The following is a 25,793-nucleotide window of genomic DNA, read 5'->3' as shown; positions in this document are numbered from 1 at the left end:
ATGACCCTCTTTTCTATTATTGAACTAGCTCGCGGTTCCAGCGATCAATCCAGCCCTTTAAGTTATCGTTGATAAATTTCATATCTAATGTGTGCAAGCTAGTGATTACCTTTTCGCCATATGTTAACCCTTGTGCTTCTTCTTCTGTTAATTTGACTTGCGTATTAACTGGTGAATCTACTTTATTTTTAGCTGATTTTTCTTGTGCTTCTTTTCCTAAAATATAGTTGATGAATTTTTCTGATAGTTCTTTTTGGTCTGAACCTTTTACGATGTTTACTGTATTCATAACGGCATATCCACCTTCAGCAGGTGTAATAAATTCAGCATTAGGAACTGCTTCTTTTAAATCAGCAAAGTACATTTCCATGATTGGCCCAGCGGCAATTTCTCCTTGAGCAAACATATTTACATATTCAGAAGTTTGACCATATTCTTTTACAACGCTTGGCATTAAGGATTTTAATTGTTTAAAGGCTTTATCTTCGCTAAAAGTTTGTTCACCGCTAACTAAAGAAGCCACGTCTACCATCATTGGGCCTGTTGTAGAGGTAATGCTCGGGATTGTAATTTTTCCCTTTAAATCTGCACTCCATAGGTCTTTCCAAGAAGTAACGGGTTTTGCTACTTCATCTGGATTATAAGCAATTCCAAATTGCGCTATAGTGTAGGCAGGTCCATACTCTTCACCAAGTGGAGCTTTTGCCGTTTCATAAATATTGTCTAGATTAGTCAGCTTGCTGCGATCAATCGTTTCGAAAACTTTATCTTCAATTCCTTGCTGGGCGTAATAGTCGGATAAAAAGATGACGTCAACATCTGAATTTCCTTGTCTCACTTTGTTTAAGCGGTCTGCGTTATTACCTGTATCTAAAACGATTTCTACATTGTTCTCTTTTTCGAATGGGGCATAAATTTCACTGCGGAAGAAATCTTCATTAAAACCCCAAGTGGAAACAACTAGCTTTTCTTTTTTTTCTTTACTGTTTGATGTGTCATCGGAACTGCATGCTGCTAATAATAAAAAGGATGATGCGGCTACTGCACTAACTAATTTTTTCATTTTCATTTTAGAACCCTCCGAATGATTTAGTTTTTTAGGCTTTAGGAAACGATCTTTCTCGTAAGCTATAAATAATAAAAAAAGACAAGCTTAAATAGAATTATCCTTCTACTTAAGATTGTCTTTTCTTTGTAAACAAAGATTAAACTTATCTTTTGTATATAGTGGCGTTCTGCTTAGATAAATCCAAGAAGAAATCCAAGATTAATGTTTAGTTAATACAATGTTTGTAAAAGCAAGCTGTGTGAAAGAATCATAATCCCTAAGAATCGCTTCAATATTCCAATTTGTCGTTTCTTCTAGTTGTTCTTTTAGCTTTTTCTTAAAAAGTAAGGACAGATGAAAGTCAACCTCTTGTTTAAGGCTCGGTACTTCTCCTTCGAGAGCAGCAGATCGAGGGGCACGTGGATGCTTCGCTTGAAGTGTAATCACATTCTGATCAATCGTTACCTTCAATAATGTCGTTCCAGCACCAAACAAATCTTTTGAAATCTTATTGTATACCTGAGATAGAAATCTTTTCATTTCATTTGCATCGATGATAAATCACCTGCCAAACTTATTGATATTGGTTATTATACATATCATTTTTAAATAATTCAATAGAATGTGCGGATTTTGGCAAAAAAAATATAAATTTGTCGTTTGTAGAGGAAATAATATGGTAAAAAACGAACTATGGAGAGGTTTATGAAATGTGTTCTTCAGTTTCTCTATAGAGCATCATAGCAGGAACCGCTTAAAGGAAGAATGATTTTAATATTGATAAAATTTTATATATTCCTAACTTTAGTATATTCTCTTTTATTTTTCTAGTAGGAGGGAAGATTTTTTGACATTATTTTAGTGTAAGCGAGCGAGTAGTCATGATAGATTGTAATGTTGCATGAAGAAAATTCTTCTTTTTATAAGGGTGATAAAGAAACTGTTTATATATTTTTAACTTAGTTTTTGTGCAAATGAACAAGGAAATTTGGTTGGTTTATCAATTGTTAAAGGGCTTACAATACAATAAAATGAAACCGTATTCAAACGGTTCTATTTGCAATTGGTTTATAAGGGGTATACACCAATTTTAGTAATATTACCAAACAAGGGCAGAACAAAGGATGATTTTTGGAGAGATTCGAATGTAATAGACCGTTATTGTCAAGATTAATAGATTAGGAGGATTATTTATGGCAGCTGGGTTAGAAATTAGTTGGATTGGAGCTTTATGTGGTTTGGCGCTGGCAATCATTTTAATTTTGTTTAAGTTAGCCCCAACTTATTCCCTTATTTTGGGGGCGATTGTTGGAGCATTTATTGGTGGTGCTAATTTTTCAGAGACAATTACGATTTTAGTGTCAGGGACACAAAGTGTTCAAGGAACAGTTATCCGTATTATTGCTGCAGGGGTTTTTGCTGGTGTCATGATGGAATCTGGGGCAGCAGAAACAATTGCCAAGTTTATTGTTGATAAACTCGGTGGGACAAAGGCGATGTTATCTTTAGCATTAGCAACGATGATTATTACAGCAGTAGGAGTATTCATTCCCGTAGCGGTATTAATTGTTGCACCAATTGCTCTGTCTGTGGCAAACAAAATGGGTTATTCTAAGATTGCCGTCTTAGTCGCTTTATCCGGAGGAGGAAAAGCAGGAAATATTATATCTCCAAATCCTAATACAATTGCTGCTGCAGGCGGATTTGAGCTTCATGTTAATCAGGTAATGATAGGGGGACTAATTCCAGCTATTTTTGGTGTAATTGTCACAGTAGTCCTTGCATCGCTAATTAAGTATAAAGGAACGAAAGTGACAGATAAGGAGGCAGAAGAACTTGAAAATGCAAACACCTCCAATCTGCCGTCTTTATCTAAAGCTTTAATAACACCAATTATTGCTATTGTTCTATTGATGATTAGTCCAATAGGAGCATTGCTTGGAATAGATGTACTTACAAAATTGAACATTGACTCCTTGTTTATTTTGCCTTTTGCGGCAGTTGTCGGTACGCTGGCGTTAGGGAAAAAAGAAAAGCTGCTGGATTATTGTACAGCTGGCTTAAATAGAATGACACCAACCATTTTAATTATTATTGGTGCAGGTGCTATTGGTGGATTGATTACTGCTTCAGACTTGCCTTCACAAGTAGTTGCCTTAGTAGAATCATCTGGCATTTCTGGCACATTCCTTGCTCCAATTGCAGGAACTTTAATGGCAGCCGCTACAGCATCTACTTCAACAGGGGTTATTTTGGCAACTGGTTCATTCTCAGAAGCAATCTTGAATACTGGCGTAGCACCTATAGCTGCAGCAGTGATGACACATACTGGCGCTACGGTGATTGACCACTTACCACATGGAACTTATTTTCATGTTACTCGCAACGCTATGAATATGAGTATGGCAGACAGAATGAAAGTGGCAGGTTATGAAAGTATTGTTGGCTTAACCATGACTATTGTAGCAATTATCCTATACGGATTTATTTTATAAAAAGAGGTGGAAGCAATGGGGAAAACATTTTTATTAGCTCCTGATTCATTTAAAGAAAGTATGACAGCAAAAGAAGTATGTGTTGCTATGGAAGCAGGGATAAAAAGAGCAATCCCTGATGCAGAATGTATCCATGTTCCAATGGCAGATGGCGGAGAGGGGACGGTTCAATCACTAGTAGACGCTACAGGCGGTACACTAGTTATAAAGGAAGTTACAGGACCCCTTCATACACCAGTTTTAGCACAGTATGGTATTTTAGGAGACGGTAAGACTGCTGTCATTGAAATGGCATCTGCAAGCGGAATCCATCATGTTAACAAAGAAACAAAAAATCCCCTTATTACCACAACTTTTGGAACAGGGGAATTAATAAGGGAATGTATAGAGCAAGGCATTACAGATATTATATTGGGGATTGGCGGGAGCGCAACAAATGATGGCGGAACGGGTATGGCCGCTGCGCTTGGCTATAAATTTTTAGATAAAGATGGAAATGAATTGTTGTTTGGCGGCGGTTATTTAAATGAACTTAATACAATTGATTGTTCTCATGTTAACCCACAGTTGAAAAATGTGCATATATTGGTGGCATCGGATGTCACAAACCCATTGTGTGGAGAAAATGGAGCATCGGTTGTCTTTGGTCCCCAAAAGGGTGCTACTCCAGAGATGGTCCAAATTTTAGATAGAAACCTACGTCACTACGCTAACAAGGTGAAAGAGTATCTTAGAATCGATATAGTAGATACACCTGGTGCAGGCGCTGCAGGTGGCCTTGGGGCAGGTTTACTTGCTTTCACTCATTCAACGATGAAGAAAGGAATAGATATCGTAATTGAATATACCAATTTAAAGGAAAAGTTAAAAGCAGTAGATTATTGTTTTACAGGAGAAGGCGGCATTGATTTTCAAACAAAGTTTGGCAAAGCCCCATATGGAGTTTCACAAGCGGCTAAAAGTGTGAACCGTGACATTAAAGTAATCGCACTGGCAGGGTGTATTGGTCAGGATGTGGAAGTTTTGTACGAAGAAGGTTTCGATGCTATTTTTGGGATTGTCCCTGGAGCAGATTCGATTGACACTTTGCTGGCTCAAGGAAAAGAAAATGTTGCAAGAACGGCAGAAAGTATTGCGAGACTATTAAAATAGCCTTGCTGATGTCATGTTTTTTGTGGAAGCTGTTCCTTTGACTTAGGAGCAGCTTCTTCATTTGATACGACTAATTAACATAAAGATTAGTTCTAAAAGATCCAATATATTTTTAGGATCTTTCCCTGTAATTTTATAAATTCGATTTAATCGATAATTTAATGTATTTCTATGCACAATCAGCTGGCTGGCTGTTTCATTCATATTCATATTACAGTTAAGGTAAGCTTGGAGTGTCTTGATAAGTTCATCATTTGTTTCCAACAAGTCTGATTGAAGCGCTGTTTTTTTTATTTTTTGCAAAGAATATGATAAGTCAGCAATAAACTCACAATCAGCATAAAAAATGATTTTCTGATGAAGAAACAATCCTTTTAATACTTTTAATGCCAATTTTGTCTGAAGAAAACCTTCAGCAATTTTATCATTTATTTTGCTGACGGAAACAAAGATATCTTGATATTTAGCTAGATTATCTCGCAGCTCTTCCATGTTGTTTGGCTCTTGAACAACCACACATAGTGTATTTTGATAGGGCTGAAAGAAAGGGAAATCTTTTACTATAGTCTCATCAACGTTTTTCTGAAATTCTATATAGACTAGTTGGCTTGGTTTATTTAACTGAACATTATAGGATGATGCTTGGTCTATTAAATCTTTTGTATAAATAGTATTTGGATCTATTAATAAGTTGAAAAATTCCTGTTTTACATTCTTTCTCCTATTTTCTTTTTCCGAAGCAATACTCTGTTCGATTAATAGCAGAACGGTTGATTTAACTAGTTTTCCGAAAGGACTGGTTTCCTTTATCTCGCCGCTAATACCAACTACTCCTAATATAGACTCATTCCATTCAATAGGCAGATTAATTCCTTTCTTGACGAATTCTTCATCCTTTTCAATAGGAACGATTCTTTTTTGTTTGATGGCAGCAACTGCACCATGGTGGAGCGTGCCGATTCTTTCTTTATTGCCACTGCCAATGATAATGCCGGTTTTATCCATAATATTAATATTATATGGAATATCCTTCATCATTTTATTTACAATTTTTTGTGCCTGTTTGGGTGTTAATTCATACATTTTAATGGGCTCACCACCTTTTAATAAAGAAAGAAAAATACTTGCTATTGTATAGTTACATATGAGAATTAGACGTTTGAGCCTTTATATTGTAAAGGAACGGTCGAAAGCACTTCATTTAATGGAAATTAAAAGTAGAGAGAGAACAGCAAAGCAATTTAGTACTCTAAGTGATAATCATGATTTTCTATGCGGAATAAAATTTCCAGCCCTTTAAAGCTACTTGACGGATAAATCTTGGTTACCTCAATAGGAAGTTCGTTAATCACAAGCATAGTTAGATTCAATCCTTAATATTTATTGTATAGTCTTATTAATAAAATAAACTATACCATTAAATGATAGCGCGTTCAAATAAGAAAATCTCCTCTTTCCTTAAAAGATTGTTGGTAGCACATACTAAAAAAGGAAAGCGGAAAAAAACCGTCCCTCTGAGTTATAATCATGCTGTTGATACCCAGCCTAGCTTGCCATCTTTTTTATCAAGGAGTATCCTCCCACAGCTATCATCAACGATGAAAACTAAGTCTCCCGCTTGTACGGTTAAGATTTTTAAGAAAGGTAATATTAACTTCGAAAACTGGTAGTATATTTTAATCAATAGTTTCTCTTAACCTCAAGTAAACGGCTTTTATCCAAAAATACAAGTCAGCCAATATCGTGGCGATAAAGAATTTTATTCTTCCTTAATTAAATCCGTAATCTTGTCCTTCAAATTTCCGCTACTTGTAAAAATAATATAATGATCTGTTTTGGTATGTATAAGGACCCTGTCAGTGTTTCCATAAGGGAAACCAATTCTTATTCCGGTTATTTCTTTCCCAGCATAGGTTTCATCATTTGCTACTGCTGTTATATCTGATAAAGGGATTTCAATGGTGCATAGCTGCCATTTTATTTGTAACTTGTTATCATTTTTTGTTACTTTGACTTCCAACATTGCCCAATCACTCCTTTTAATATTTTACGAAGATGATGGACAAAAGTTTCATGTGATAAAGTAACTCTTTAAAAGAGTATGAACATACTGACGGGTCTTAACACAAAGTTTTATTGGCTTTATAACTTGGTGGGAACATGAAAGAGAAACGGAAATGGTGGAATAGAAATCAAAATTCAATGGTACTACAGTGTTTCTACTTAGAAGATTGTTTTGTATTGATTACTTGGACTTTGTATGAATTCCTTTATCCATAATGTTTTGTTGTATCACTTGAAGTGGTATCATAGAGAAATATTAGATTTTTCCAATATATACTAAGAAAAAAGAGGATGGATTTTAGGTGACTGCCGTTATTAAGATGATAGGGATTGCAGAAGGAAGCTTTTGTTTAAGATTAAATAAATCTTTCCTCTGAATGCTTTTCTATCCGGCTTCATAAACTAACGAAGGGTGATTTTTTTGAAGAATGTTTTTACTATTTACCGAAATGATTGGATTCGTATATTTAAGGCGCCTATTGCTGCACTTCTCATTGTGGCTTTAATGGTGCTGCCATCTTTATATGCGTGGTTTAATTTGGCTGCTTCGTGGGATCCATATTCGAATACGAGTGGGATAAAAATAGCAGTAACAAGTGAAGATGATGGAGCAGTTATTCGCGATTCCTCCGTCAATATTGGCGATGAAATTATTTCAAGCTTAAAGAAAAATGATAAGCTTGGCTGGGAATTTGTAAGTAAAGAAAAAGCGAAGGAGGGTGTTACAAAAGGAGAGTATTATGCAAGCTTGTACATACCTCATGATTTTTCTGCCAAGATTGCAACCATTTTAGAGGACAAACAAGTAAAGCCAGAAATTGATTATAGCGTAAATGAAAAGTTAAACGCAATCGCACCAAAGATGACTTCTACTGGTGCCTCGACGATTGTGCAGCAAGTAAAAGAAAACTTTATTCATACGGTAAGTGAATCCGTATTGGGTGTATTTAATGATGCTGGAATTAAGCTGGAAGAAGAATTACCGACGATTAGAAATATAGAAGAGAAAATTTTCGCATTAGAAAAAGAAGTTCCGAAAATAAATGAATTAGGAGAAAAAGTAGTAACACTGGAAGGTAAATTGCCTGAAATCAATAAACAAGCCCAAAAAATCTTAACATTAGAAGCAGCTTTTCCAGATATTAATGAAGCAAGTAAAAATATTCTGTTATTAGAAGAAAAGCTTCCGGAACTAGATAAGGTTGGAGAAGGCATTCTGGTATTACAGGAAAAGGCGCCAGAGATTCAAAAGCTAGCAGATGGCGTGATAGAGCTAGATGCTCATTTTGCTGACATTAGTGAAATGGTAACAAAAGCATTATCAAATGTAGAAGACATGCAGTCATTTCTGGAAACAGCAAGTGGTTCATTAGAGAAAATCCAACAAGGGATAAATAACGGGAAGCAATTAGCAGATACACTGCCGGCGTTTATCGATGCAAATGGGGAAGCGCTCGATGCGGTGGGACCAGTTTATAAACAAAATCTTCTTCTCCATCAAAAAACGGCTGATGCTGTTCATCAATTTGCTGGATTAGTTCAAAATGGTAATCTAACTGAAGAGGAAACAAAGACAAATGCAGTAGCTTTGCAAGCACAAGTGCAAACTAGTATCGATAGTTTAACACGTTCTATTGCATTATTTACTACTCTTAATAGTGCAACTCCAAATGGGGATGAGGCTCTTTTGTCTGAAATTAAAAACTTACAGGCATTACAAACCAATTTTCAGCAAGAAAAAGAGCTGCTACAAACGATACAGGCAGAGGATAAAGAAAAAGCATCCAGTTTATTGGCGTTGTCGCAAGAGGCAATCGAGCTTAGTACTACTCTAGTGAATCGCTATGACAAGCAAACAGAGCCAGCTATTCATCGTGCTTTAGAGGGGATAAAGGATTCGGCTCAAAATGCAATGAATGATTTGGAAAGTGCACAAGCGAATATACCAAAGCTAGAAGAGATATTAAAAAATACGGATGAGTCACTTGCCTTTGCGCAAGAAGAATTAACAAAGCTTCATTCTGACCTACCTACAATAGAAAAGAAGATTCATGAAACAACAAATCTTATCCAGAAAAATATGGATAAAGTTCTAGCAAGGATTAATGATGCTGCAGAATTTTATCAAAAATCTTTTCCAAGTCTAAAAGAGAAGATTCATGCAGCAGCAAGCTTTGTTCGTAATGATCTTCCGGCAGCTGAAAAAGATATTTCTAAAGTAGCTGCATTTATTAAAACAGATTTACCTAGAGTGGAAGAGGCTGTTCATAAAGCGGCAGATATGGTACAAAATGAATTGCCAAATTTAGAAGCGACCTTGACTAAAACGGCAGATTCTATCCGGAATTTTGAAGATGAGTATGATTTAGGAGAAATTATTTCCTTGTTGAAAAATGATATACAACAAGAAAGTGACTTTATATCTGATCCGATTGTATTAAATGAAAATTCGTTATTTCCTATTCCTAATTATGGATCAGCGAATTCGCCTTTTTATACAACCTTGAGTTTATGGGTTGGTGCCTTGCTGCTCATTTCTTTATTACGCGTGGATGTTCGAGATCCTGAAGGAATTTACACACCGAACCAAATTTACTTTGGCAGATGGCTAACCTTTGTCACAATTGGATTATGCCAGAGCTTAATTGTGACACTGGGAGATATGTTTATCTTAAAGGCATATGTAGCTGAGCCAGTTGCATTCGTATTGTTCAGCATGTTTATCAGCTTAGTATTTATGACAATTGTTTATACATTGGTTTCTGTTTTTGGCAACTTAGGTAAGGGATTAGCGATTATTTTTCTTGTATTGCAGCTATCTGGTTCTGGAGGAACTTTTCCTATTCAAGTTGCACCACCTTTTTTCCAAAAAATTAATCCCTACCTACCATTTACACATGCAATCAACCTATTAAGAGAAACCGTAGGCGGGATGGTAAAGGAAAAAGTATTATTTTCAATCAGCATGCTTATCATCTTTAGTGTAATTGCTTTGATTATTGCTCTATTTTTAAAAAAGCCATTGGCAAATGGAACAAGAAAAATGACAGAAAAGGCAAAAGCAAGCGAGATTATACATTAATAGTAACTACATGGGCAAGGAATCTCCCATAATGGAAAGCGAAGGACTGCTTCTACATATAGAACAGTCTTTTTTGCTTTTATTTTAAGAATAATGTAGTGCCTAAAAGGGTAAAAGAAGAAAGGTATCAGCTTTATTAGGTGTTTACGTTAATTATGTAAGGCTTCAAGGGAAACTGATGTTGGCTGAAAAAATTCGACTTTAGCTGAAAAGCCAGTGAGATTGGCTGAAAAAAAAGAAGATTGGCTGAAAAGCCCCCAGTTTTGGCTGATAAAAAAGAAGATTGGCTGAAAAGCCCCCAGTTTTGGCTGATAAAAAAGAAGTTTGGCTGAAAAGCCCCTAACTTTGGCTGATAAAAAAGAAGATTGGCTGATATGTCCCTAACTTTGGCTGATAAAAAAGAAGATTGGCTGAAAAGCCCCTAGCTTTGGCTGATAAAAAAGAAGTATGGCTGAAAAGCCCTCAGTTTTAGCTGATAAAAAAGAAGATTGGCTGAAAACCCAACAGATTTTGACTGATAAAACCCCATTTCGGCTAGAATTCTCTTATCTTTGCCATACTGGGAAGCATCTTTCCAGTAATTTCTCCTATATTTTACTACTCCTATGACGTAAACAGCTGATTGCTAATGGCTTCATTGTAAGTATTTGCTTTCCAAACTCAAACTATTAGAAACATCCTTAAAATATTATAGAAAAGAATAAATATCTTCTCCCTTCAGCTACGGAAGGTTGGCAGGATTTAATATCATCATTAAATACAATACGATTTTACTTGTTTTATAACTACTAATAGGATTTATATTTCAGAGACAAATGGAAAAAAATATCATTGTAAACGCATTACTTTTTCATTGACAACTTGTATATACATCTATATCATTAGTTTTATAACATGTATATACAAGATTCGACAAATATTTGCAAACGTTTTATTAGTTTTGGAATAGAATTCATCTTCATCATAGAATGGGAGGACGTAAGAAATGAGCATAGATAAACAGCAGGTTAGTAATATAATTGACGCGATTGGCGGCAAAGAGAATATTTCTGCTGCAACGCATTGTGTGACAAGATTGCGATTTGCATTAGCAGATGAAGGAAAAGTAGATAAAGAGAAGCTTGAATCAATAGATTTAGTGAAAGGGTCGTTTTCGGCAAATGGACAATTTCAAGTTGTAATTGGTCCAGGTACGGTGGAGAAGGTTTATAAAGAATTAATCAATCAAACGGGTGCATCCGAAGGGTCGAAAGATGATGTCAAAAAAGCCTCAGAACAAAATTTAAATCCATTACAGCGTGCTGTAAAAATGTTAGCTGATATATTTATTCCGATTTTGCCTGCAATTGTAACAGCTGGTTTACTAATGGGAATCAATAATGTCCTAACAGGTGAAGGTATCTTTTTTGAGCAATCGGTGGTTCAAGCATATCCACAATGGGCAGACTTTGCTAGTATTATCAATTTAATAGCTAATACAGCGTTTACTTTTTTACCCGGTTTAATCGGCTGGTCTGCAATGACTCGATTTGGCGGCAGTCCTTTATTAGGGATTGTGCTTGGATTAATGCTCGTTCATCCTGATTTATTGAATGCATGGGGATATGGAAGTGCAAAAGAAATTCCGACATGGAACATTTTTGGTTTAGAAGTAGAAAAGGTTGGCTATCAAGGTCAGGTTTTACCAGTCCTGCTTGCTTCTTATGTTTTAGCTAAATTAGAAATTTTCTTAAGAAACAGAATTCCAGATTCTTTTCAAATGTTATTCGTAGCACCTATTGCTTTACTTGTAACTGGTTTTGTATCATTTATTGCAATCGGTCCCATCACATTTTTTATTGGCAACTTAATTACAGATGGCGTTGTAGCAATTTTTGATTTTGCGCCAATTTTAGGTGGATTAATATACGGCGGATTATATGCACCGCTTGTTATTACTGGTATGCATCATACATTCTTAGCAGTAGATTTGCAGTTGATCGGAAGCACTGGCGGAACATTTTTATGGCCGATGGTTGCTTTATCCAATATTGCTCAAGGGTCAGCAGCACTTGCCATGTTGTTTATATTAAAAGATGAAAAATTAAAGAGTTTGTCAGTAACTTCAGCTATCTCCGCGTATCTTGGTGTTACGGAGCCAGCGTTGTTTGGTGTTAATCTGCGCTTCCGCTTTGCCTTTATTTCGGCCATTATTGGATCTGCTATAGCTGGTGCCTTTATTTCTATCCAAGCAGTAAAAGCACCTTCAATAGGAGTAGGCGGCTTGCCAGGATTCCTGTCCATTTTCCCTAATAATTGGGGAGCATTCTTCATTGGAATGGCCATTGTCATAATCGTCCCATTCCTTTTAACAATATTATTTGGAAAAGTGCGCAAGGCGCAATAAATAGTAGAGTATTTATAACAGAAGGTATCAATGATTCATATTGATATCTTCTGTTTTTATTTAAACATACCTACATAAATGATTAAGAAAGTGAAAAGAAATCTATGCTTCTTTTTATCTTATATGGTGAAGAATACATTAATATGCGACTTACAATATGATCCTGAAAGTCATATAATTCGCATAGAACAATCCTATTTATCTTGAATTGTCTCTTCTGCTGTTTTTGGTATTTAATAGTTTGTGAGTATCGTTTTTCAAATTACCTTTCCAATTTTTAATTATCTTGGTAAAGTAGTCGTAATAATAAGGAGTTAGTAAAGAAAGGTGGGTGAATCATTTTTTTGAAAACGTTTAAATTTAAAGATAGATTACGAAAGGAAATTATGGTAAGTTCGCTTATTACTATCTCGCTGGCTTCCTTGGTGATTTTTGGAGGACTATTTGGCTACTATTACTATTCAATCAACCAAGAAATAACAGAAGAAAGGGAAAGGATTACTAATCAGTATAAAAGTATAACTAGTTACCTTGATGAAAATTTAGAAATGTACAGCGAAACCATATTTGCAAGATATGTAGATGGAAAATTAACTGATAGAGATTTATATGAAGAGTATTATCACCTTCTAAGCAGAAAGGAAAGGAATATAAGAATTCGGTTATTATTATTGGATAAAAATAAAAATTTATTATTTGATAGCGAGAAGAAAGAAGATATTAGGTTGATCTATTTCTTAAATACGGTAGTAGATAATAATCCATTAGAGGAAAAAGTTATCCGTCGGATATTTATGACTCCTCAAAGAGAGCATACCTTATTATCCTTAAAAAAGATAAAGGAGGATTCCTATACGATTGGATATGCGGCTTTTTTAATGAATGGAAATGATTTTCTGCAAAACTCTTCAGGAAATGGAACCCAATATCTACTGTATGATAATTATCATAATGTTTTCTCCAGTAGCTCATTCGAATTTTTAAAAGGATCTTTAGAAAAAGTAAGTTCAGAAGTAAGGGATGGAAATTTTCAAAGTGAAGAAGAGAACTATTACTCCAAACATAGACTGCTGGAATCAAATATGAATTTAATTGTTTATAAAAAATTAGAATCACTAAACATATTATGGCGCTTTTCGTTTAGCATCGTCATGATTTTGGTTTTCTTTTTATTACTTTTTTCTCGTTATTCCTCTAAAAAGATCGCTTACAATAATGCTAGATATGTGGAATTTATATCCAATGAAATGAAAAAAGTAACAAATAATAAAAACTATCGCTTTAAGATAGAGTCAAAAGATGAATTCCAATTTTTGAGTGAAAATATAAATCAAATGCTCGATGAATTAGAAGAATTAAATCAAAATAACATTTCTTTACTAAAGGAAAATGTCATCTCAGAACGCAAAATGCTAGAGGCGCAATTTAATCCTCACTTTCTGTATAATACATTGGAAACGATACGAGTAGCAACTTATTATGATACAGAATTAGCTAACAAATTAATCTTAAATCTAAATACTATTTTGAGATATAGCATTTCCAAAATGAATGAAGTAGCAGCCATTAAAACCGATATGCTTTATATTAAAAACTATTTGGAAATTTGCAAAGAACGGTTTGAGCGATTTACGTTTGACATAACGATAGAGGAACAAACAGAGGAATTCCTCATTCCGAAATTGTTAATTTTGCCAATAGTAGAAAATAGTATGAAATATGGATTTAGAGATAGAAGAGATTTACATTTATCAATTAATATCGTCAGAACTGGGGAAAGTTTGACGATACAAATAAGCGATAATGGAGGAGGTATAGATGATAGTACGTTAGTTAAAGTAAATTCAAATGTATTTAAGAAAAGTGGGAACCATCATGGCCTATATAATGCAAAGAGAAGATTATTATTAATGTACCCAAATTCTTACTTCAAAGTAAAAAGTCCTGAGGAACATACGACTGTCATTATGAAAATCAGGGAGTGAGAGAAAAATGTACAGAGTTCTCATTATTGAAGATGAAAAATTAATAAGAAAATGGCTGCGTTATGGTTTTGATTATGAATCAGTTAATTGCGTAGTAATTGGAGAAGCAAGTGATGGGGAAGAAGGAATTGAACTTATAAATGAACTAAAGCCTGATATTGTCATTACAGATATTAATATGCCAAGAAAAAATGCCTTTCAAATGCTTGAAGAAACAAAATATCTTATTTTTTCAAAAATTATTGTCTCGGGATATAATGATTTTCCTAATGCAAAAAAGGCAATTTCTTATGACGCAGTTGAATTTATTGTAAAACCGATAAATGAATCAGAATTAAAAGAAGCTATCAGAAAAGCAGGGACAATGGTAGATATATTGAAACTGGAACAAAAGGAAAAGCAGAAAATAGACGATATGATTAAGGGGTTAGCACATTCATCTTTTGAGGGTCATTATGATCATTTAGTTAAGCAGATGATTCAATATATTGAGAAAAATTACGCAAAAAAGTTTACTTTTAATGCAGTGTCAAATGAACTGGGATATAGCTCATCTCTTCTTTATAAGAAATTTAAAGAGGAAACCAAACAAACTTTTAATGAATACCTGAATCAATATCGAATAAAAAAATCAATTGAAGAGGTTCAACGCGGAGAGTATAAAATTTATCAAATAGCTGAAAAAGTTGGTTTCACTGATTATAAGTATTTTAATCAAGTGTTTAAGAAATACACAGGATATACTTGTACTGAATTTTTGGAGAGAAAGTAGTGTAGAATTTTCTCTGAATTTATAGAATAGTACCATTTGAAAGCGTTTGCTTATATATTATCCTAAACATATCAATGATAAGGAGAGGATAATAAATGAAAAGATATTGGAAAATGTTGATTTTGGTAGTTGTTGGTGTATTAGCACTAACTGCTTGTTCATCTGAAGAGAAAGCGGGAGAAGGAGCATCGGATAAATTAGTTATTTACACACCAAATTCAGAAGGGTTAATTAATGCGACAATCCCTGCCTTTGAAGAAAAATATGGAATCAAGGTTGAGTTAATTCAGGCTGGTACAGGAGAGTTATTCAAAAAGTTGGAAAGCGAAAAAGACTCTCCAGTGGCGGATGTAATGTTTGGAGGAACCTATACTACTTATGCTCTTCATGGAGAATTATTCGAAGAATATGTTTCTGCTGAAAACGAAAATGTAATAGAGGAATATCGCAATACTAATGGGTATTCTACTCCATTTACTTTAGATGGAAGTGTACTTGTTGTAAATAAAGATCTGACAAAAGGAATGGATATTAAAGGATATGCTGATTTATTGAATCCCGAGTTAAAAGGAAAAATCTCTACAGCTGATCCAGTTAATTCATCAAGTGCATTTTCGCAATTAACGAATATTTTACTTGCAAAGGGCGGATATGATTCAGATGATGCCTGGAATTATGTAGAAGATCTCTTTACAAATATAGATGGAAAAATCAACTCTAGTTCTAGTAATGTATATAAAACAGTGGCCGATGGAGAGATGGCAGTTGGATTATCTTATGAAGATCCGACAGTGAAGTTATTGAATGATGGAGCGAATGTTGAAATTATTTATCCAGAAGAAGGTACGGTTTTCTTACCTGCAAACTCAGCGGTTGTGAAAAATGCCAAAAATATGGATAATGCGAAAAAATTCCTTGATTTCATTATTTCTAAAGATGTTCAAGAGGTACTTGCAAAATCAACAACTAATAGACCAGTTAGAGATGATGTAGAAATCGGAGAAAATATGAAGCCGCTTGCAGATATTAAGACATTAACAGAAGACTATGAATATGTTATTCAGCATAAGGATGAAATTGTCCAACATTATAATGAAATATTTGTTGATATTCAATCTAAATAATGAGAGGCCAGGAGGTGAAAGAGAATGAGTTTTATTAATATAGAGCATGCCAAAAAGGAATATGGAGGAGTAGCGGTAATTCCAGATCTAACCCTGAATATAAAGGATGGATCTTTATTTACCCTCTTAGGTCCATCTGGATGTGGGAAAACAACCTTACTGAGAATGATAGCTGGTTTTAATTCAATAGAAGGAGGAAACTTCTATTTTAATGAGAACAGAATAAATGATAAAGAACCAAGTAAAAGAAATATCGGAATGGTATTTCAAAACTACGCAATCTTTCCTCATTTAACGGTAAGAGAAAATGTAGAATTTGGTTTAAAACAAAGAAAACTTACGAAAGAGGAAATCCAAAAGAGGACGACTCAATATTTGAAATTAATGCAAATTGAGCAATATAGTGAGCGGAAACCTGAAAAATTAAGTGGTGGACAACAGCAGCGTGTTGCGCTAGCACGTGCATTAGCAATAAATCCTGATGTACTACTGATGGATGAACCGCTAAGTAACTTAGATGCTAAATTAAGACTTGATATGCGCCAAGCTATTAGGGATATCCAAAGAGAAGTGGGGATAACAACCGTATATGTTACCCATGATCAAGAAGAAGCCATGGCAATTTCAGATCAGATTGCTGTTATGAATAATGGAGTAATTCAGCAAATTGGAAGTCCGAAAGAATTATATCACCGCCCTGCTAATGAATTTGTTGCTACCTTTATTGGGAGAACCAATATACAAGAAGCGAAACTAGTTTCTACTGGAGATAGTGCCACAATAGAGTTCGAAAATGGTTTTAATCTTTCCTTTGATGAACTAGCCAGCGAACATAGTCAAAGAGTTAGAGTGAGTATTAGACCAGAGGAATATGTAAGAACAAAGCAAAATCCTGATACTATTCGTGGCGTAATAACTGATAGTGTCTACCTAGGAATGAATACGGAATATTTCATTCATCTTGATACAGGAGAAAATATTCAAGTAAGTGAAGAGTCAACATTTGAAGAAGATTTGAAGGCTGGGGATGAAGTCTGGCTGGAGATAAATAAACAAAAAATCAATATATTTACAGATGATGGTTCACGTAATTTATTGGGGGTGTAAATAATGAGAAACAAGTTTAAATTTAATATTTGGACCGGCTCCTCCTTATTTATCCTTCTTACTTATACCGTTTTCCTTATATATCCGGTATTAATGATTTTAATACAAGCATTATTTATAAATGGTTCCTTTTCATTAAAATACTTTGTTGAGTTTTTCTCTAAAAGTTACTACTCGGAAACATTAATCAATAGTTTTAAAGTTTCTATTTCTGCAACGTTCTTTGCGTTAGTAATTGGAATAACTTTAGCTTATTTATTTTCCATGTTTCAGTTTAAAGGAAAAAAAGTGCTGCAAGTATTAATTATTATAGCTTCCATGTCAGCACCTTTTATTGGTGCCTACTCATGGATCCTATTATTAGGAAGAAATGGAGTCATTACTAAATTTTTAGTGGAATATCTTCATTTTCCTCCATTTGATATTTACGGATTTTCTGGAATAACCCTAGTTTTTACTTTGCAGTTGTTCCCGCTTATTTTCTTATATGTTACAGGTGCCTTCAAGAGTATTGATAATTCGATTTTAGAAGCAGCTGAGAGTATGGGATGTACAGGAATAGCTCGGTTTTTCAAAGTGTTATTACCACTGTTGATTCCTACCATTTTAGCAGGAGCTTTACTAGTTTTTATGCGGGCGTTTTCCGATTTTGGAACCCCAATGTTAATTGGAGAAGGTTATCGAACTTTCCCGGTGTTAATTTATACGCAGTTCATTAGTGAGGTAGGAGGAAATGCAGCATTTGCAGCTTCTTTAGCTATTATTGCAATTGTTATTGCCTTAGTCATATTTTTAATTCAGAAATATGTGTCCAATAAAAATTCTTTTAGTATGAGTTCGCTTCACCCTGTGCAGCCCAAAAGTATGAAAGGATTTAAGAAACTTTTTGTTTATATAGTAGTTTATGGCATTGTATTTATTGCGATGCTGCCACAATTTTACCTGATGTATACCTCGTTTTTAAATACAAAAGGGATGGTATTTCAAGAGGGATATTCTTTTAATAGTTATATAGAAGCATGGGATAGAATGGGATCAGCGATAATTAACACGATAAGGATACCTTTCTTAGCCCTAGTAATCGTAGTTATTTTTGCTATCTTTATTTCTTATTTGGCGGTAAGGAAACGTAACCTATTTACATCATTGATTGATAGTTTAAGTATGATTCCTTATATTGTTCCTGGCACTGTTTTAGGGATAGCCTTATTAGCATCATTTAATACGGGAATAGGTGGAAGTGGAATAATCGCAATTACTGGTACAGCGTTTATTATGGTTATTTCTTTATCTATTAGAAGATTGCCGTATACGATAAGATCATCAGTAGCCTCCTTACAGCAAATTCCACCTTCTATTGAGGAAGCGGCTGAAAGTTTAGGCAGTAGCCGGTTAAATACTTTTATCAAAATAACCGTTCCAATGATGTTGCCTGGCATTATCTCTGGAGCAATATTGAGCTGGATTACCATGCTTTCAGAGCTTTCTACGTCCATATTGCTATATACGGTAAATACCAAAACAATGACAGTAGCAATCTATACGGAGGTAATTCGGGGGAATTATGGTATTGCAGCAGCACTGTCTACAATATTAACGATAATAACAGTTCTCTCTCTCTTAATATTTATGAAAGTATCTAAAAATGATAGTATTACGCTATAACTTTTGCCTATAGATTAACGAGTAGTTGTTTAAGAGAAGTAGATGCAAATCAAAGAGGCTCCCATCTCATCAAAACTGCGTTATATCGGTTTTGTGAGATTGGAGTTTTTTGTATTGAGATAGTAAAATTAAAAGGAATATGCAGATTTTGTCGAAAGAATTTTATAGAAATATAGGAAAAACTACCGATAGTAAATGGGTGGGATTTACTTCTTAATGACTACTTTTCAAGTTATAGGAAGAGGCTCCTAAATATAATTTTTTGGAGGACAGCATGATTGGCTTAGGACTTATAGGATTATTATTAATGGTATTTGCGCTTATTTACTTCGTTATCTATTTGCTTAAAAAGGTGAGAGGCAGAAATCCAATTCTTTCAAAGAAAATATTTTATTTTTCCTTAATTGGTGGTTTCTTATTAATGATTCTTTCGGCTTCTTTTCTTGATACAGGAACTCAAGGACAATTACAAGAAGTAGAGGGAAAGAATAGTAAATTAGAGTCAGAAGTAAAAGCATTAAAAACAAAAGCAAAAGAGCTTGAAGATAAAGTCGTAGAACTCGAATCAGATAAAGAAAAACTTTCAACTGAATTAAGTGATACAGAAGCTAAGCTCTCTGATAGCAAGGATCAAGATAAGGAATTTGCAGCATACAAAAAATCACAAGAAGAAAAAATCGCTAACTTAGAAAGTGAAAAGAAGGAGCTTGAAGAAAAAGTAAATAACTTAGAAGACAAAGTTGCTGCGGCGAACACGCCATCAAGTTCTTCAACAAAAGCTTCGAATTCAGGCAGTACCGCTAGTTCCAAAAATAATAATGCAACTGCTTCAACTGTTAATTCAGGCAATAATAATTTTGCTAATTGTACGGAATTAAGATCTGTCTATCCAAATGGGGTACCAAGCTCTCATCCTGCTTATCAGTCAAAAATGGATAGAGATAAGGATGGGTATGCTTGTGAGAGATAAGAAATCTTTCATTAATTAATACATATTTATCTATTCTTATGATTAATAGCTGTCTCTTTGTAGAGACAGCTATTTTAGTAGCTAGCATTAAAGCTTCTGTGTATCAGAAACAGGCTCATTTACATCATTAGTATCAGCTTTTTTAATCGTAAAGTAGGCAATCAAGAAAGCGGATCCGATGGCAATAATAATTCCAGCTATCGCATATGGGAAGTAAGGACCAACATAGGCAACTAGACTTACGATACTAGAAAGGATATAGCCATATATTCTCACTCCTGCAGCGGCAAAGAAGGTAGCGGCAATGGCACTTCCGATTGTACATGCAATAAATGCTTTTTTATTTTTAATTAATACACCGAATAAAGCAGGTTCTGTAATGCCGAGTAGTGCTGATATAGTTGCAGAAATGATAATCGATTTCTCCATTTTATTTTTTGCTTTAAAGAACATAGCAAAGGTCGCTCCAGCAATTGCCATATTGGTCATAAACATCATTGGCATTAACATATCATAGCCTTTATCGGCGAAGTTTTGCAGGGCGATTGGCGTGATAGCGTGATGCACTCCGAATACAATTTCAATGGGTCTTGCTCCTCCCATTACAACACCAGCTACTATAGGCGAAATATCAAATAAAAGTTCGATAACATAAGCCAATGCCTTACCGACATAACCACCCAATGGACCCGTGACAATTAAAGAAAAAGGAATAGCAATAAATAGAGCCAAAGTAGGTGTAAATACTGTGCGTAAAACATTTGGCATAAAACGGTCCACCCATTTGTGAATATGGCTTAATGCCCAAACTGAAAGGATAACAGGTATAACTGTACCAGAATAATTAATAACGGGAATCGGTAAGCCGATAAATTGGAATTGACTTATTTCTCCTAATTTAGCTGCATCCAATAAGGTTGGATACATCAGTCCTCCAGCGATGGCAATAGCTAAGTATTGATTGGTTTTAAAGATTTTTGCTGCTGAGGCTGCTAAAAAGAATGGTAGAAAGTAAAAGACACCGCTTGCAACTAAATCTAAAATAGTGACAGTTTCACTTTCCTTAGAAAGAATATTTAAGGCAATGAGTCCAGCTAATATCCCTTTTATCATTCCAGCTCCGGCAATAGCAGGAACTATTGGTCCGAAAACACCTGAAACAACATCTAGTAATCTTCCAAAAACTCCTTTTTTCTTGTCGCCTTCTTGTGCTTCTTGCTTATCTTCATCTAGTCCTAACTCATCGATGATTGCTGTATAAAATTTTTGGACATGGGTACCAATAATGATTTGGTATTGATCACTTTGTAATTGTTCTCCGATTACTCCATCCAGCTGTTTTATTTGCTCTCTTTTTATTAACGACTGGTCATATAAATCGAAACGTAAACGAGTCATACAATGCCAAACTTTTTTAATATTACTTTTACCGCCAACATATTCAATGATTTTTGAAATCGTGTCTTTTTCCCTCATAGTTTCATAGCATCCTTTCCTCTTACATAAATGCGGAAAATGTATAATTGCACTTTGATTTGACAAGGAAATCATAGCATAGCTCTTTAATTTTTGAAAACGGTTTAAAAATACCAAGATAATGATCTGGTCCTTATAAAATAAAGGTTTTTTCCGATTTGTTTATAAAATTGGTACGGTAAATTAACGTTATATTATGACTTGCCTAACCAAATTGACGCTGTATTTTTCCTATGTTTAAATTTAAGTATTGATTGGCTTTGATTTGACAAGAAGAAGCAAAGAGAGAGAAGGAGATTTTGGTGGAACCGACAATTATAACAGATATTAAATCTTTTGTAACCAATCCACATCGGCATAATTTAGTTGTCGTGAAAGTGGAAACTAATAAAGGGATTTATGGATATGGCTGTGCAACCTTTCAGCAGCGGCCTTTAGCAGTTCAATCCATCCTTGAGGAATATCTAAAACCCTTATTATTAAATAAAGATGCCAATCATATTGAAGATTTATGGCAGATGATGATGGTGAATTCCTATTGGCGCAATGGACCAGTAATAAATAATGCGATTGCCGGCATCGACATGGCCTTATGGGATATAAAAGCAAAGCTTGCTAATATGCCTCTTTATCAATTGCTAGGCGGAAAATCTAAAAATGCCATTGCCGCATATACTCATGCAGACGGATTAACACTCGATGAACTTTTCGCCAATGTTGATGAGTTAATCCAAAAGGGATATCGTCATATTCGTTGTCAGTTGGGGAAATATGGTGGGAAAAATCAAAAAATGCACTTGACGAACGAGCTAAGTGAAGGGGAATATTTTGATCCAGATATTTATATGACAGATGTCATTACTATGTTTAAGGCACTTCGTGAAAAATATGGCTATTCTATTCACTTCTTACACGATGTTCATGAGCGGTTATTTCCAAATCAAGCCCTTCAGTTGGCAAAAGAACTGGAACCATATAAGCTTTATTTCTTAGAAGATATTTTGCCGCCTGATCAAAATGAATGGCTTTCCCAACTAAAAGTACAATGTACGACACCTATTGCGACGGGAGAACTTTTTAATAATCCAATGGAATGGAGAAATCTAATCGTTAATCGACAAATTGATTATATACGCTGTCATGTTTCACAAATTGGTGGAATTACCCCAGCACTTAAGCTAGCTGCTCTTTGTGAAAATTTTGGTGTGCGCATTGCGTGGCATGGGCCTTCTGATATGACGCCAATTGGGGTGGCGGTTAATACGCATTTAAATATTCATCTTCATAGCGCGGCAATTCAAGAGATTCAGGAACCAGATGAAACGACAATGAAAATGTTCCCGCATGCGATAAAAGTGCATGAAGGTTATATTTACCCAATTGAAAGAGAGGGAATTGGCGTAGAATTTGATGAGGAAATGGCGAAGAATTACCCTGTTATCTATCGCAAACATGAATGGACACAAGCCCGAATACCAAACGGCGCTATTCATACACCATAATAGAAATGAAGAGAGAGGTCTTAGTAAAAGGGATCTGTCTCTTTCTTTTATTTTTAAGAAATAAATATATGTTAGAATGATGAGGCGGATGAAACTTATTCTGTTTGAGAGGTAAGAATGATGAAAAAAAGAGACTTTATAGCAGAAGATATTTTAAGTAAGATTTATCAAAATAAATATAAAGCTGGCGAAAAAATCCCAACGGAAAGAGAACTGGCAAGACATTATGATGTATCGAGATACACTATTCGTGAAGCACTAAAAAAGCTTGTGAATATAGGGTGTGTAAAAGTTATTCAGGGTTCAGGAATTTTTGTAAATGAGACACGGTATAAAAGCCCTTTAATATATAATTCACTCACAGAAAGAAAGTTTAAAGATATTCAATCAAAAATTATTTATTTTAAAAAAATAGAGGCAGATCATGCTTTAGAAAAAATATTTGACTTAAGTGGTAAAAAAACAAAAGTATGGGAGTATAAACGTGTTCGCATTGTGGATTTTCAAAAAATGCAAATAGAAACGACAAGACTTCCGTGTGTCTATTTCCCAGATTTAGAGGAGGAAGCAGTAAAAAACTCCGTTCATGAGTATGTCCAGCAATGTGGCTATCAAATCTCTCATTTTATTACTACCTATAGTGCCATAAATGTCAGTAAAGAAGATGCCGAGCTGCTTAACTGTAAAAAGGGTACGGCTGCTATGAAGATTTTTAATCGAGGAATTCTGCAGAATGGCACCGTATTTGAATATAGTGAGATGATAAACTTGGACTACTCCGTTTCTTATTTCACTCCGTTTAATCCATATAGTCACCAGTATAGGAAGAATTAGGAGGAAAATATTTGTTTTTTCCTCCTAAGGAATAGGACTAAAAAAAATGTCCTATTTATTTGTATATCAATAAAACAACCTTCAATACCTCCTTCACCACATCATTAAACCCTCTATAATTTTGGATAAAAAAACCAAAAAAATAAGACAAATTAAATATATCATGTCTTTTTTGTGTATTCTCTTTAGAATGTATGGATGAAAACATTGTTTACATTTGTTATGGTTGATGAAGAAAGCGTTTTCTTTATTAGAATGAAAAGGGGGAGATAAGGAAGACCTTGCTATCTTTTATTTTATATGGAGTATATACATTTCTTTATTCTTATTGGTTGAACAATTATCCGGAGGTGTACAGATGAAGAAGATAATATCCGTTTTATCTTTGTTTTTAATAGGTTTATTAGTGCTCTCAGGCTGCGAATCAGATAAGGAAACATCGTCTAATGTGGATGAAAATGGAATAAAAACTTTTACTGCATTTATGGCTGTGCCTGGTAAAGAATTACCGGATGATAATAGAATGATGAATAAAATTGCTGAAAAAATAGGAGCAAAAGCAGATGTTACGTGGTTAACAGGACAAACCGCTTCTGAGCGAATCGGGGTAATGATTGCAGGAGGTGAATATCCTGATTTTATTGATGGATCAGATGGTACAGCTGCATTAATCAATGCTGGTGCATTAATTCCATTAGAGGATTATTTAGATGATTATCCCAATATTAAAAACTTGTATACGGATGCTCAATGGAATCAAATTAGACATGAGGATGGACATATTTATATTATTCCGCAATTTGGTGTCGTTAAAGGGCAGAATATGGCAGTTAACCATAGTGATGAAGCATTTTGGATTCAAAAGCGCATTTTGGAATGGGCTGATTATCCTGAAATCACCACATTAGATGAATATTTTGATCTAATTGAAAGCTATCTTAAAGAAAATCCTACTTCAGAGGATGGCCAGAAGAATATTGGATTTTCCATTTTGTCTGATGATTGGAGATATTTCTGTTTAGAAAACCCACCGCAATTTTTAGCGGGATATCCTAATGACGGAGCTGCGGTTATTGATCCTGTAACAAAGGAAGCAAAAGTTTATGATCAAATTCCAGAAGCAAAAGAGTATTACAAAATCCTAAGTGAGAAATTTGCCAAAGGAATAGTTGATCCAGAAACTTTTACGATGTCTTATGATCAATATATTGCAAAAATTTCTTCAGGGCGTGTATTAGGAATGGTTGATCAATATTGGCAATTCCAGGATGCAGAAACTTCTCTTAAATCACAAGGTTTAGATCATCTAACTTATGTTCCGCTTGATTTAGTCTTAGATAAAAATGTTACACCGCAATATTTTAGTCCGCCAACATTGAATGTTGCAAATGGTCTTGGTATTAGCATTAGTAATAAAGATGTTGAGGGCTCCTTGAAGTTCCTAAATGACTTACTTGATCCTGAGGTGATGGTTATGAGAACTTGGGGAGAAAAGGGCGTTGATTATGAAGTAGATGATAAAGGTTTATTCTATCGAACCGAAGAACAACGTAAAAACGCAAAAAATCAGAATTACGTGACGAATAATTTTTCTGATTATAATTATTTCCCGACATACACTGGAATGCTGGAAGACGGAATCAATGCTGTATCTCCAGGTGAACAGCCAGATGAATTCTATGCTACTTTATCTGATTTGGATCGAAAAATTCTTGATGCTTATGGCTATAAAAAATGGACAGATTTCTTAACACCAGTGAAGGAAAATGCACCTTGGTATCCTATTTATTCAGCGACAAATGGATGGACTGCCAGCACACCAGAAGGAATTTCAAAAGAAAAAATGACGGAAGTAAAGCAGCAGTGGTTACCAAAAGTTATTATGACATCACCAGATAAGTTTGAAAGTGCTTGGGATGATTACATGGATGCTTACAATTCTCAAGTTGATGTAAAGGCCTATGAAGATGCCTTAACAAAGGAAGTACAACGAAGAATCGAAGTCTCTGAATCTAATAATTAAAAATGCTGGTAATGATTATTTAACGAAATATTGGGGTGCGCCCTGAAATATAGGACGTTTTCCCAATCCCTTTCGTATTAAGGAAAGGTGTGTGTAAAGGGTGCAGCA

At 34.7% G+C, this 25,793-nt stretch carries 19 protein-coding genes; 13 read left to right on the top strand and 6 right to left on the bottom strand.

Annotated features, from left to right (window positions below; all coding sequences use genetic code 11):
- Nucleotides 1-16: 16 nt before the first annotated feature.
- Both C2I06_RS14780 and C2I06_RS14775 read right to left on the bottom strand, forming a co-directional pair.
- Nucleotides 17-1,063, bottom strand: coding sequence for an ABC transporter substrate-binding protein (locus C2I06_RS14780; RefSeq protein ID WP_095329815.1), 1,047 nt, complete (start codon nt 1,061-1,063; stop codon nt 17-19).
- Nucleotides 1,064-1,267: 204 nt separating this feature from the next.
- Complete coding sequence (locus tag C2I06_RS14775; RefSeq protein WP_047944423.1) at nt 1,268-1,588, bottom strand: Na-translocating system protein MpsC family protein; 321 nt, start codon at nt 1,586-1,588, stop codon at nt 1,268-1,270.
- 653 nt (nt 1,589-2,241) lie between these two features.
- Here C2I06_RS14775 and C2I06_RS14770 point away from each other — a divergent pair.
- Both C2I06_RS14770 and C2I06_RS14765 read left to right on the top strand, forming a co-directional pair.
- The gene (locus C2I06_RS14770; protein ID WP_095329806.1) at nt 2,242-3,543 is read left to right on the top strand and encodes a GntP family permease; all 1,302 of its coding nucleotides are present in this window, start codon (nt 2,242-2,244) and stop codon (nt 3,541-3,543) included.
- Between the two features lie 15 nt (nt 3,544-3,558).
- On the top strand, nt 3,559-4,695 hold the full coding sequence (locus C2I06_RS14765; RefSeq protein ID WP_123258317.1) for a glycerate kinase family protein: 1,137 nt from the start codon (nt 3,559-3,561) through the stop codon (nt 4,693-4,695).
- Between the two features lie 57 nt (nt 4,696-4,752).
- Here the strand turns inward: C2I06_RS14765 and C2I06_RS14760 are convergent, their stop codons facing one another.
- The 3 genes from C2I06_RS14760 to C2I06_RS14755 all read right to left on the bottom strand — a co-directional run bounded on the left by C2I06_RS14760 (nt 4,753) and on the right by C2I06_RS14755 (nt 6,718).
- Nucleotides 4,753-5,778 (bottom strand): CdaR family transcriptional regulator, encoded by a 1,026-nt coding sequence (locus tag C2I06_RS14760; protein WP_095329808.1) that lies wholly within the window; start codon nt 5,776-5,778, stop codon nt 4,753-4,755.
- A 442-nt stretch (nt 5,779-6,220) separates the two neighbouring features.
- A complete protein-coding gene (locus tag C2I06_RS25075) occupies nt 6,221-6,379 on the bottom strand; it encodes a hypothetical protein (protein WP_163188334.1) in 159 nt (52 codons plus the stop codon).
- Between the two features lie 75 nt (nt 6,380-6,454).
- Nucleotides 6,455-6,718 carry a SunI/YnzG family protein gene (locus C2I06_RS14755; protein WP_095329809.1) on the bottom strand — a complete coding sequence of 88 codons (264 nt, stop codon included), beginning with the start codon at nt 6,716-6,718 and terminating at the stop codon, nt 6,455-6,457.
- 462 nt (nt 6,719-7,180) lie between these two features.
- Between C2I06_RS14755 and C2I06_RS14750 the strand changes: the two genes are divergently transcribed.
- From C2I06_RS14750 to C2I06_RS25970, 8 genes are all read left to right on the top strand, one after another.
- On the top strand, nt 7,181-9,841 hold the full coding sequence (locus C2I06_RS14750) for a YhgE/Pip domain-containing protein (RefSeq protein ID WP_164463709.1): 2,661 nt from the start codon (nt 7,181-7,183) through the stop codon (nt 9,839-9,841).
- A gap of 985 nt (nt 9,842-10,826) precedes the next feature.
- Entirely contained in the window at nt 10,827-12,227 is a 1,401-nt protein-coding gene (treP, locus tag C2I06_RS14745; RefSeq protein ID WP_095329816.1) for a PTS system trehalose-specific EIIBC component, read from the top strand.
- Between the two features lie 344 nt (nt 12,228-12,571).
- The gene (locus tag C2I06_RS14740; protein WP_123258315.1) at nt 12,572-14,212 is read left to right on the top strand and encodes a sensor histidine kinase; all 1,641 of its coding nucleotides are present in this window, start codon (nt 12,572-12,574) and stop codon (nt 14,210-14,212) included.
- A gap of 7 nt (nt 14,213-14,219) precedes the next feature.
- A complete protein-coding gene (locus C2I06_RS14735) occupies nt 14,220-14,984 on the top strand; it encodes a response regulator transcription factor (RefSeq protein WP_095259504.1) in 765 nt (254 codons plus the stop codon).
- 95 nt (nt 14,985-15,079) lie between these two features.
- The gene (locus tag C2I06_RS14730) at nt 15,080-16,108 is read left to right on the top strand and encodes an ABC transporter substrate-binding protein (RefSeq protein WP_123258314.1); all 1,029 of its coding nucleotides are present in this window, start codon (nt 15,080-15,082) and stop codon (nt 16,106-16,108) included.
- 24 nt (nt 16,109-16,132) lie between these two features.
- Entirely contained in the window at nt 16,133-17,215 is a 1,083-nt protein-coding gene (locus C2I06_RS14725) for an ABC transporter ATP-binding protein (protein WP_123258313.1), read from the top strand.
- Between the two features lie 3 nt (nt 17,216-17,218).
- Nucleotides 17,219-18,880, top strand: a complete 1,662-nt coding sequence (locus C2I06_RS14720; protein WP_047944411.1) for an ABC transporter permease — start codon at nt 17,219-17,221, stop codon at nt 18,878-18,880.
- Between the two features lie 274 nt (nt 18,881-19,154).
- Nucleotides 19,155-19,850, top strand: a complete 696-nt coding sequence (locus tag C2I06_RS25970; protein ID WP_123258312.1) for an excalibur calcium-binding domain-containing protein — start codon at nt 19,155-19,157, stop codon at nt 19,848-19,850.
- Between the two features lie 87 nt (nt 19,851-19,937).
- Here C2I06_RS25970 and C2I06_RS14710 read toward each other — a convergent pair whose 3' ends face one another.
- Nucleotides 19,938-21,326, bottom strand: a complete 1,389-nt coding sequence (locus tag C2I06_RS14710) for a PTS transporter subunit EIIC (protein WP_095329819.1) — start codon at nt 21,324-21,326, stop codon at nt 19,938-19,940.
- Between the two features lie 302 nt (nt 21,327-21,628).
- On the opposite strand from C2I06_RS14710, the gene C2I06_RS14705 reads away from it, so the two are divergent.
- From C2I06_RS14705 to C2I06_RS14695, 3 genes are all read left to right on the top strand, one after another.
- The gene (locus C2I06_RS14705) at nt 21,629-22,828 is read left to right on the top strand and encodes an enolase C-terminal domain-like protein (protein WP_095329820.1); all 1,200 of its coding nucleotides are present in this window, start codon (nt 21,629-21,631) and stop codon (nt 22,826-22,828) included.
- A 117-nt stretch (nt 22,829-22,945) separates the two neighbouring features.
- Nucleotides 22,946-23,662, top strand: a complete 717-nt coding sequence (locus tag C2I06_RS14700) for a GntR family transcriptional regulator (protein ID WP_235850255.1) — start codon at nt 22,946-22,948, stop codon at nt 23,660-23,662.
- A 358-nt stretch (nt 23,663-24,020) separates the two neighbouring features.
- Nucleotides 24,021-25,685 carry a type 2 periplasmic-binding domain-containing protein gene (locus C2I06_RS14695; RefSeq protein ID WP_095329822.1) on the top strand — a complete coding sequence of 555 codons (1,665 nt, stop codon included), beginning with the start codon at nt 24,021-24,023 and terminating at the stop codon, nt 25,683-25,685.
- Nucleotides 25,686-25,793 lie beyond the last annotated feature (108 nt).

Origin of the sequence: Niallia circulans (genome assembly GCF_003726095.1) — a bacterium.
Classification (GTDB): Bacteria; Bacillota; Bacilli; order Bacillales; family Cytobacillaceae; genus Niallia; species Niallia circulans_A.
This window is presented reverse-complemented; position numbering and strand designations above follow the sequence as displayed.

Bases quoted from the DNA above. Each gene is read 5' to 3' on its own strand.
- C2I06_RS25970 (WP_123258312.1), top strand. From the start codon at position 19,155: ATGATTGGCTTAGGACTTATAGGATTATTATTAATGGTATTTGCGCTT.
- C2I06_RS14720 (WP_047944411.1), top strand. From the start codon at position 17,219: ATGAGAAACAAGTTTAAATTTAATATTTGGACCGGCTCCTCCTTATTT.
- C2I06_RS14735 (WP_095259504.1), top strand. From the start codon at position 14,220: ATGTACAGAGTTCTCATTATTGAAGATGAAAAATTAATAAGAAAATGG.
- C2I06_RS14765 (WP_123258317.1), top strand. From the start codon at position 3,559: ATGGGGAAAACATTTTTATTAGCTCCTGATTCATTTAAAGAAAGTATG.
- C2I06_RS14710 (WP_095329819.1), bottom strand. From the start codon at position 21,326: ATGAGGGAAAAAGACACGATTTCAAAAATCATTGAATATGTTGGCGGT.
- C2I06_RS14770 (WP_095329806.1), top strand. From the start codon at position 2,242: ATGGCAGCTGGGTTAGAAATTAGTTGGATTGGAGCTTTATGTGGTTTG.
- C2I06_RS14700 (WP_235850255.1), top strand. From the start codon at position 22,946: ATGATGAAAAAAAGAGACTTTATAGCAGAAGATATTTTAAGTAAGATT.
- C2I06_RS14760 (WP_095329808.1), bottom strand. From the start codon at position 5,778: ATGTATGAATTAACACCCAAACAGGCACAAAAAATTGTAAATAAAATG.
- C2I06_RS14695 (WP_095329822.1), top strand. From the start codon at position 24,021: ATGAAGAAGATAATATCCGTTTTATCTTTGTTTTTAATAGGTTTATTA.
- C2I06_RS14725 (WP_123258313.1), top strand. From the start codon at position 16,133: ATGAGTTTTATTAATATAGAGCATGCCAAAAAGGAATATGGAGGAGTA.
- C2I06_RS14775 (WP_047944423.1), bottom strand. From the start codon at position 1,588: ATGAAAAGATTTCTATCTCAGGTATACAATAAGATTTCAAAAGATTTG.
- treP (WP_095329816.1), top strand. From the start codon at position 10,827: ATGAGCATAGATAAACAGCAGGTTAGTAATATAATTGACGCGATTGGC.
- C2I06_RS14780 (WP_095329815.1), bottom strand. From the start codon at position 1,063: ATGAAAAAATTAGTTAGTGCAGTAGCCGCATCATCCTTTTTATTATTA.
- C2I06_RS14730 (WP_123258314.1), top strand. From the start codon at position 15,080: ATGAAAAGATATTGGAAAATGTTGATTTTGGTAGTTGTTGGTGTATTA.
- C2I06_RS14755 (WP_095329809.1), bottom strand. From the start codon at position 6,718: ATGTTGGAAGTCAAAGTAACAAAAAATGATAACAAGTTACAAATAAAA.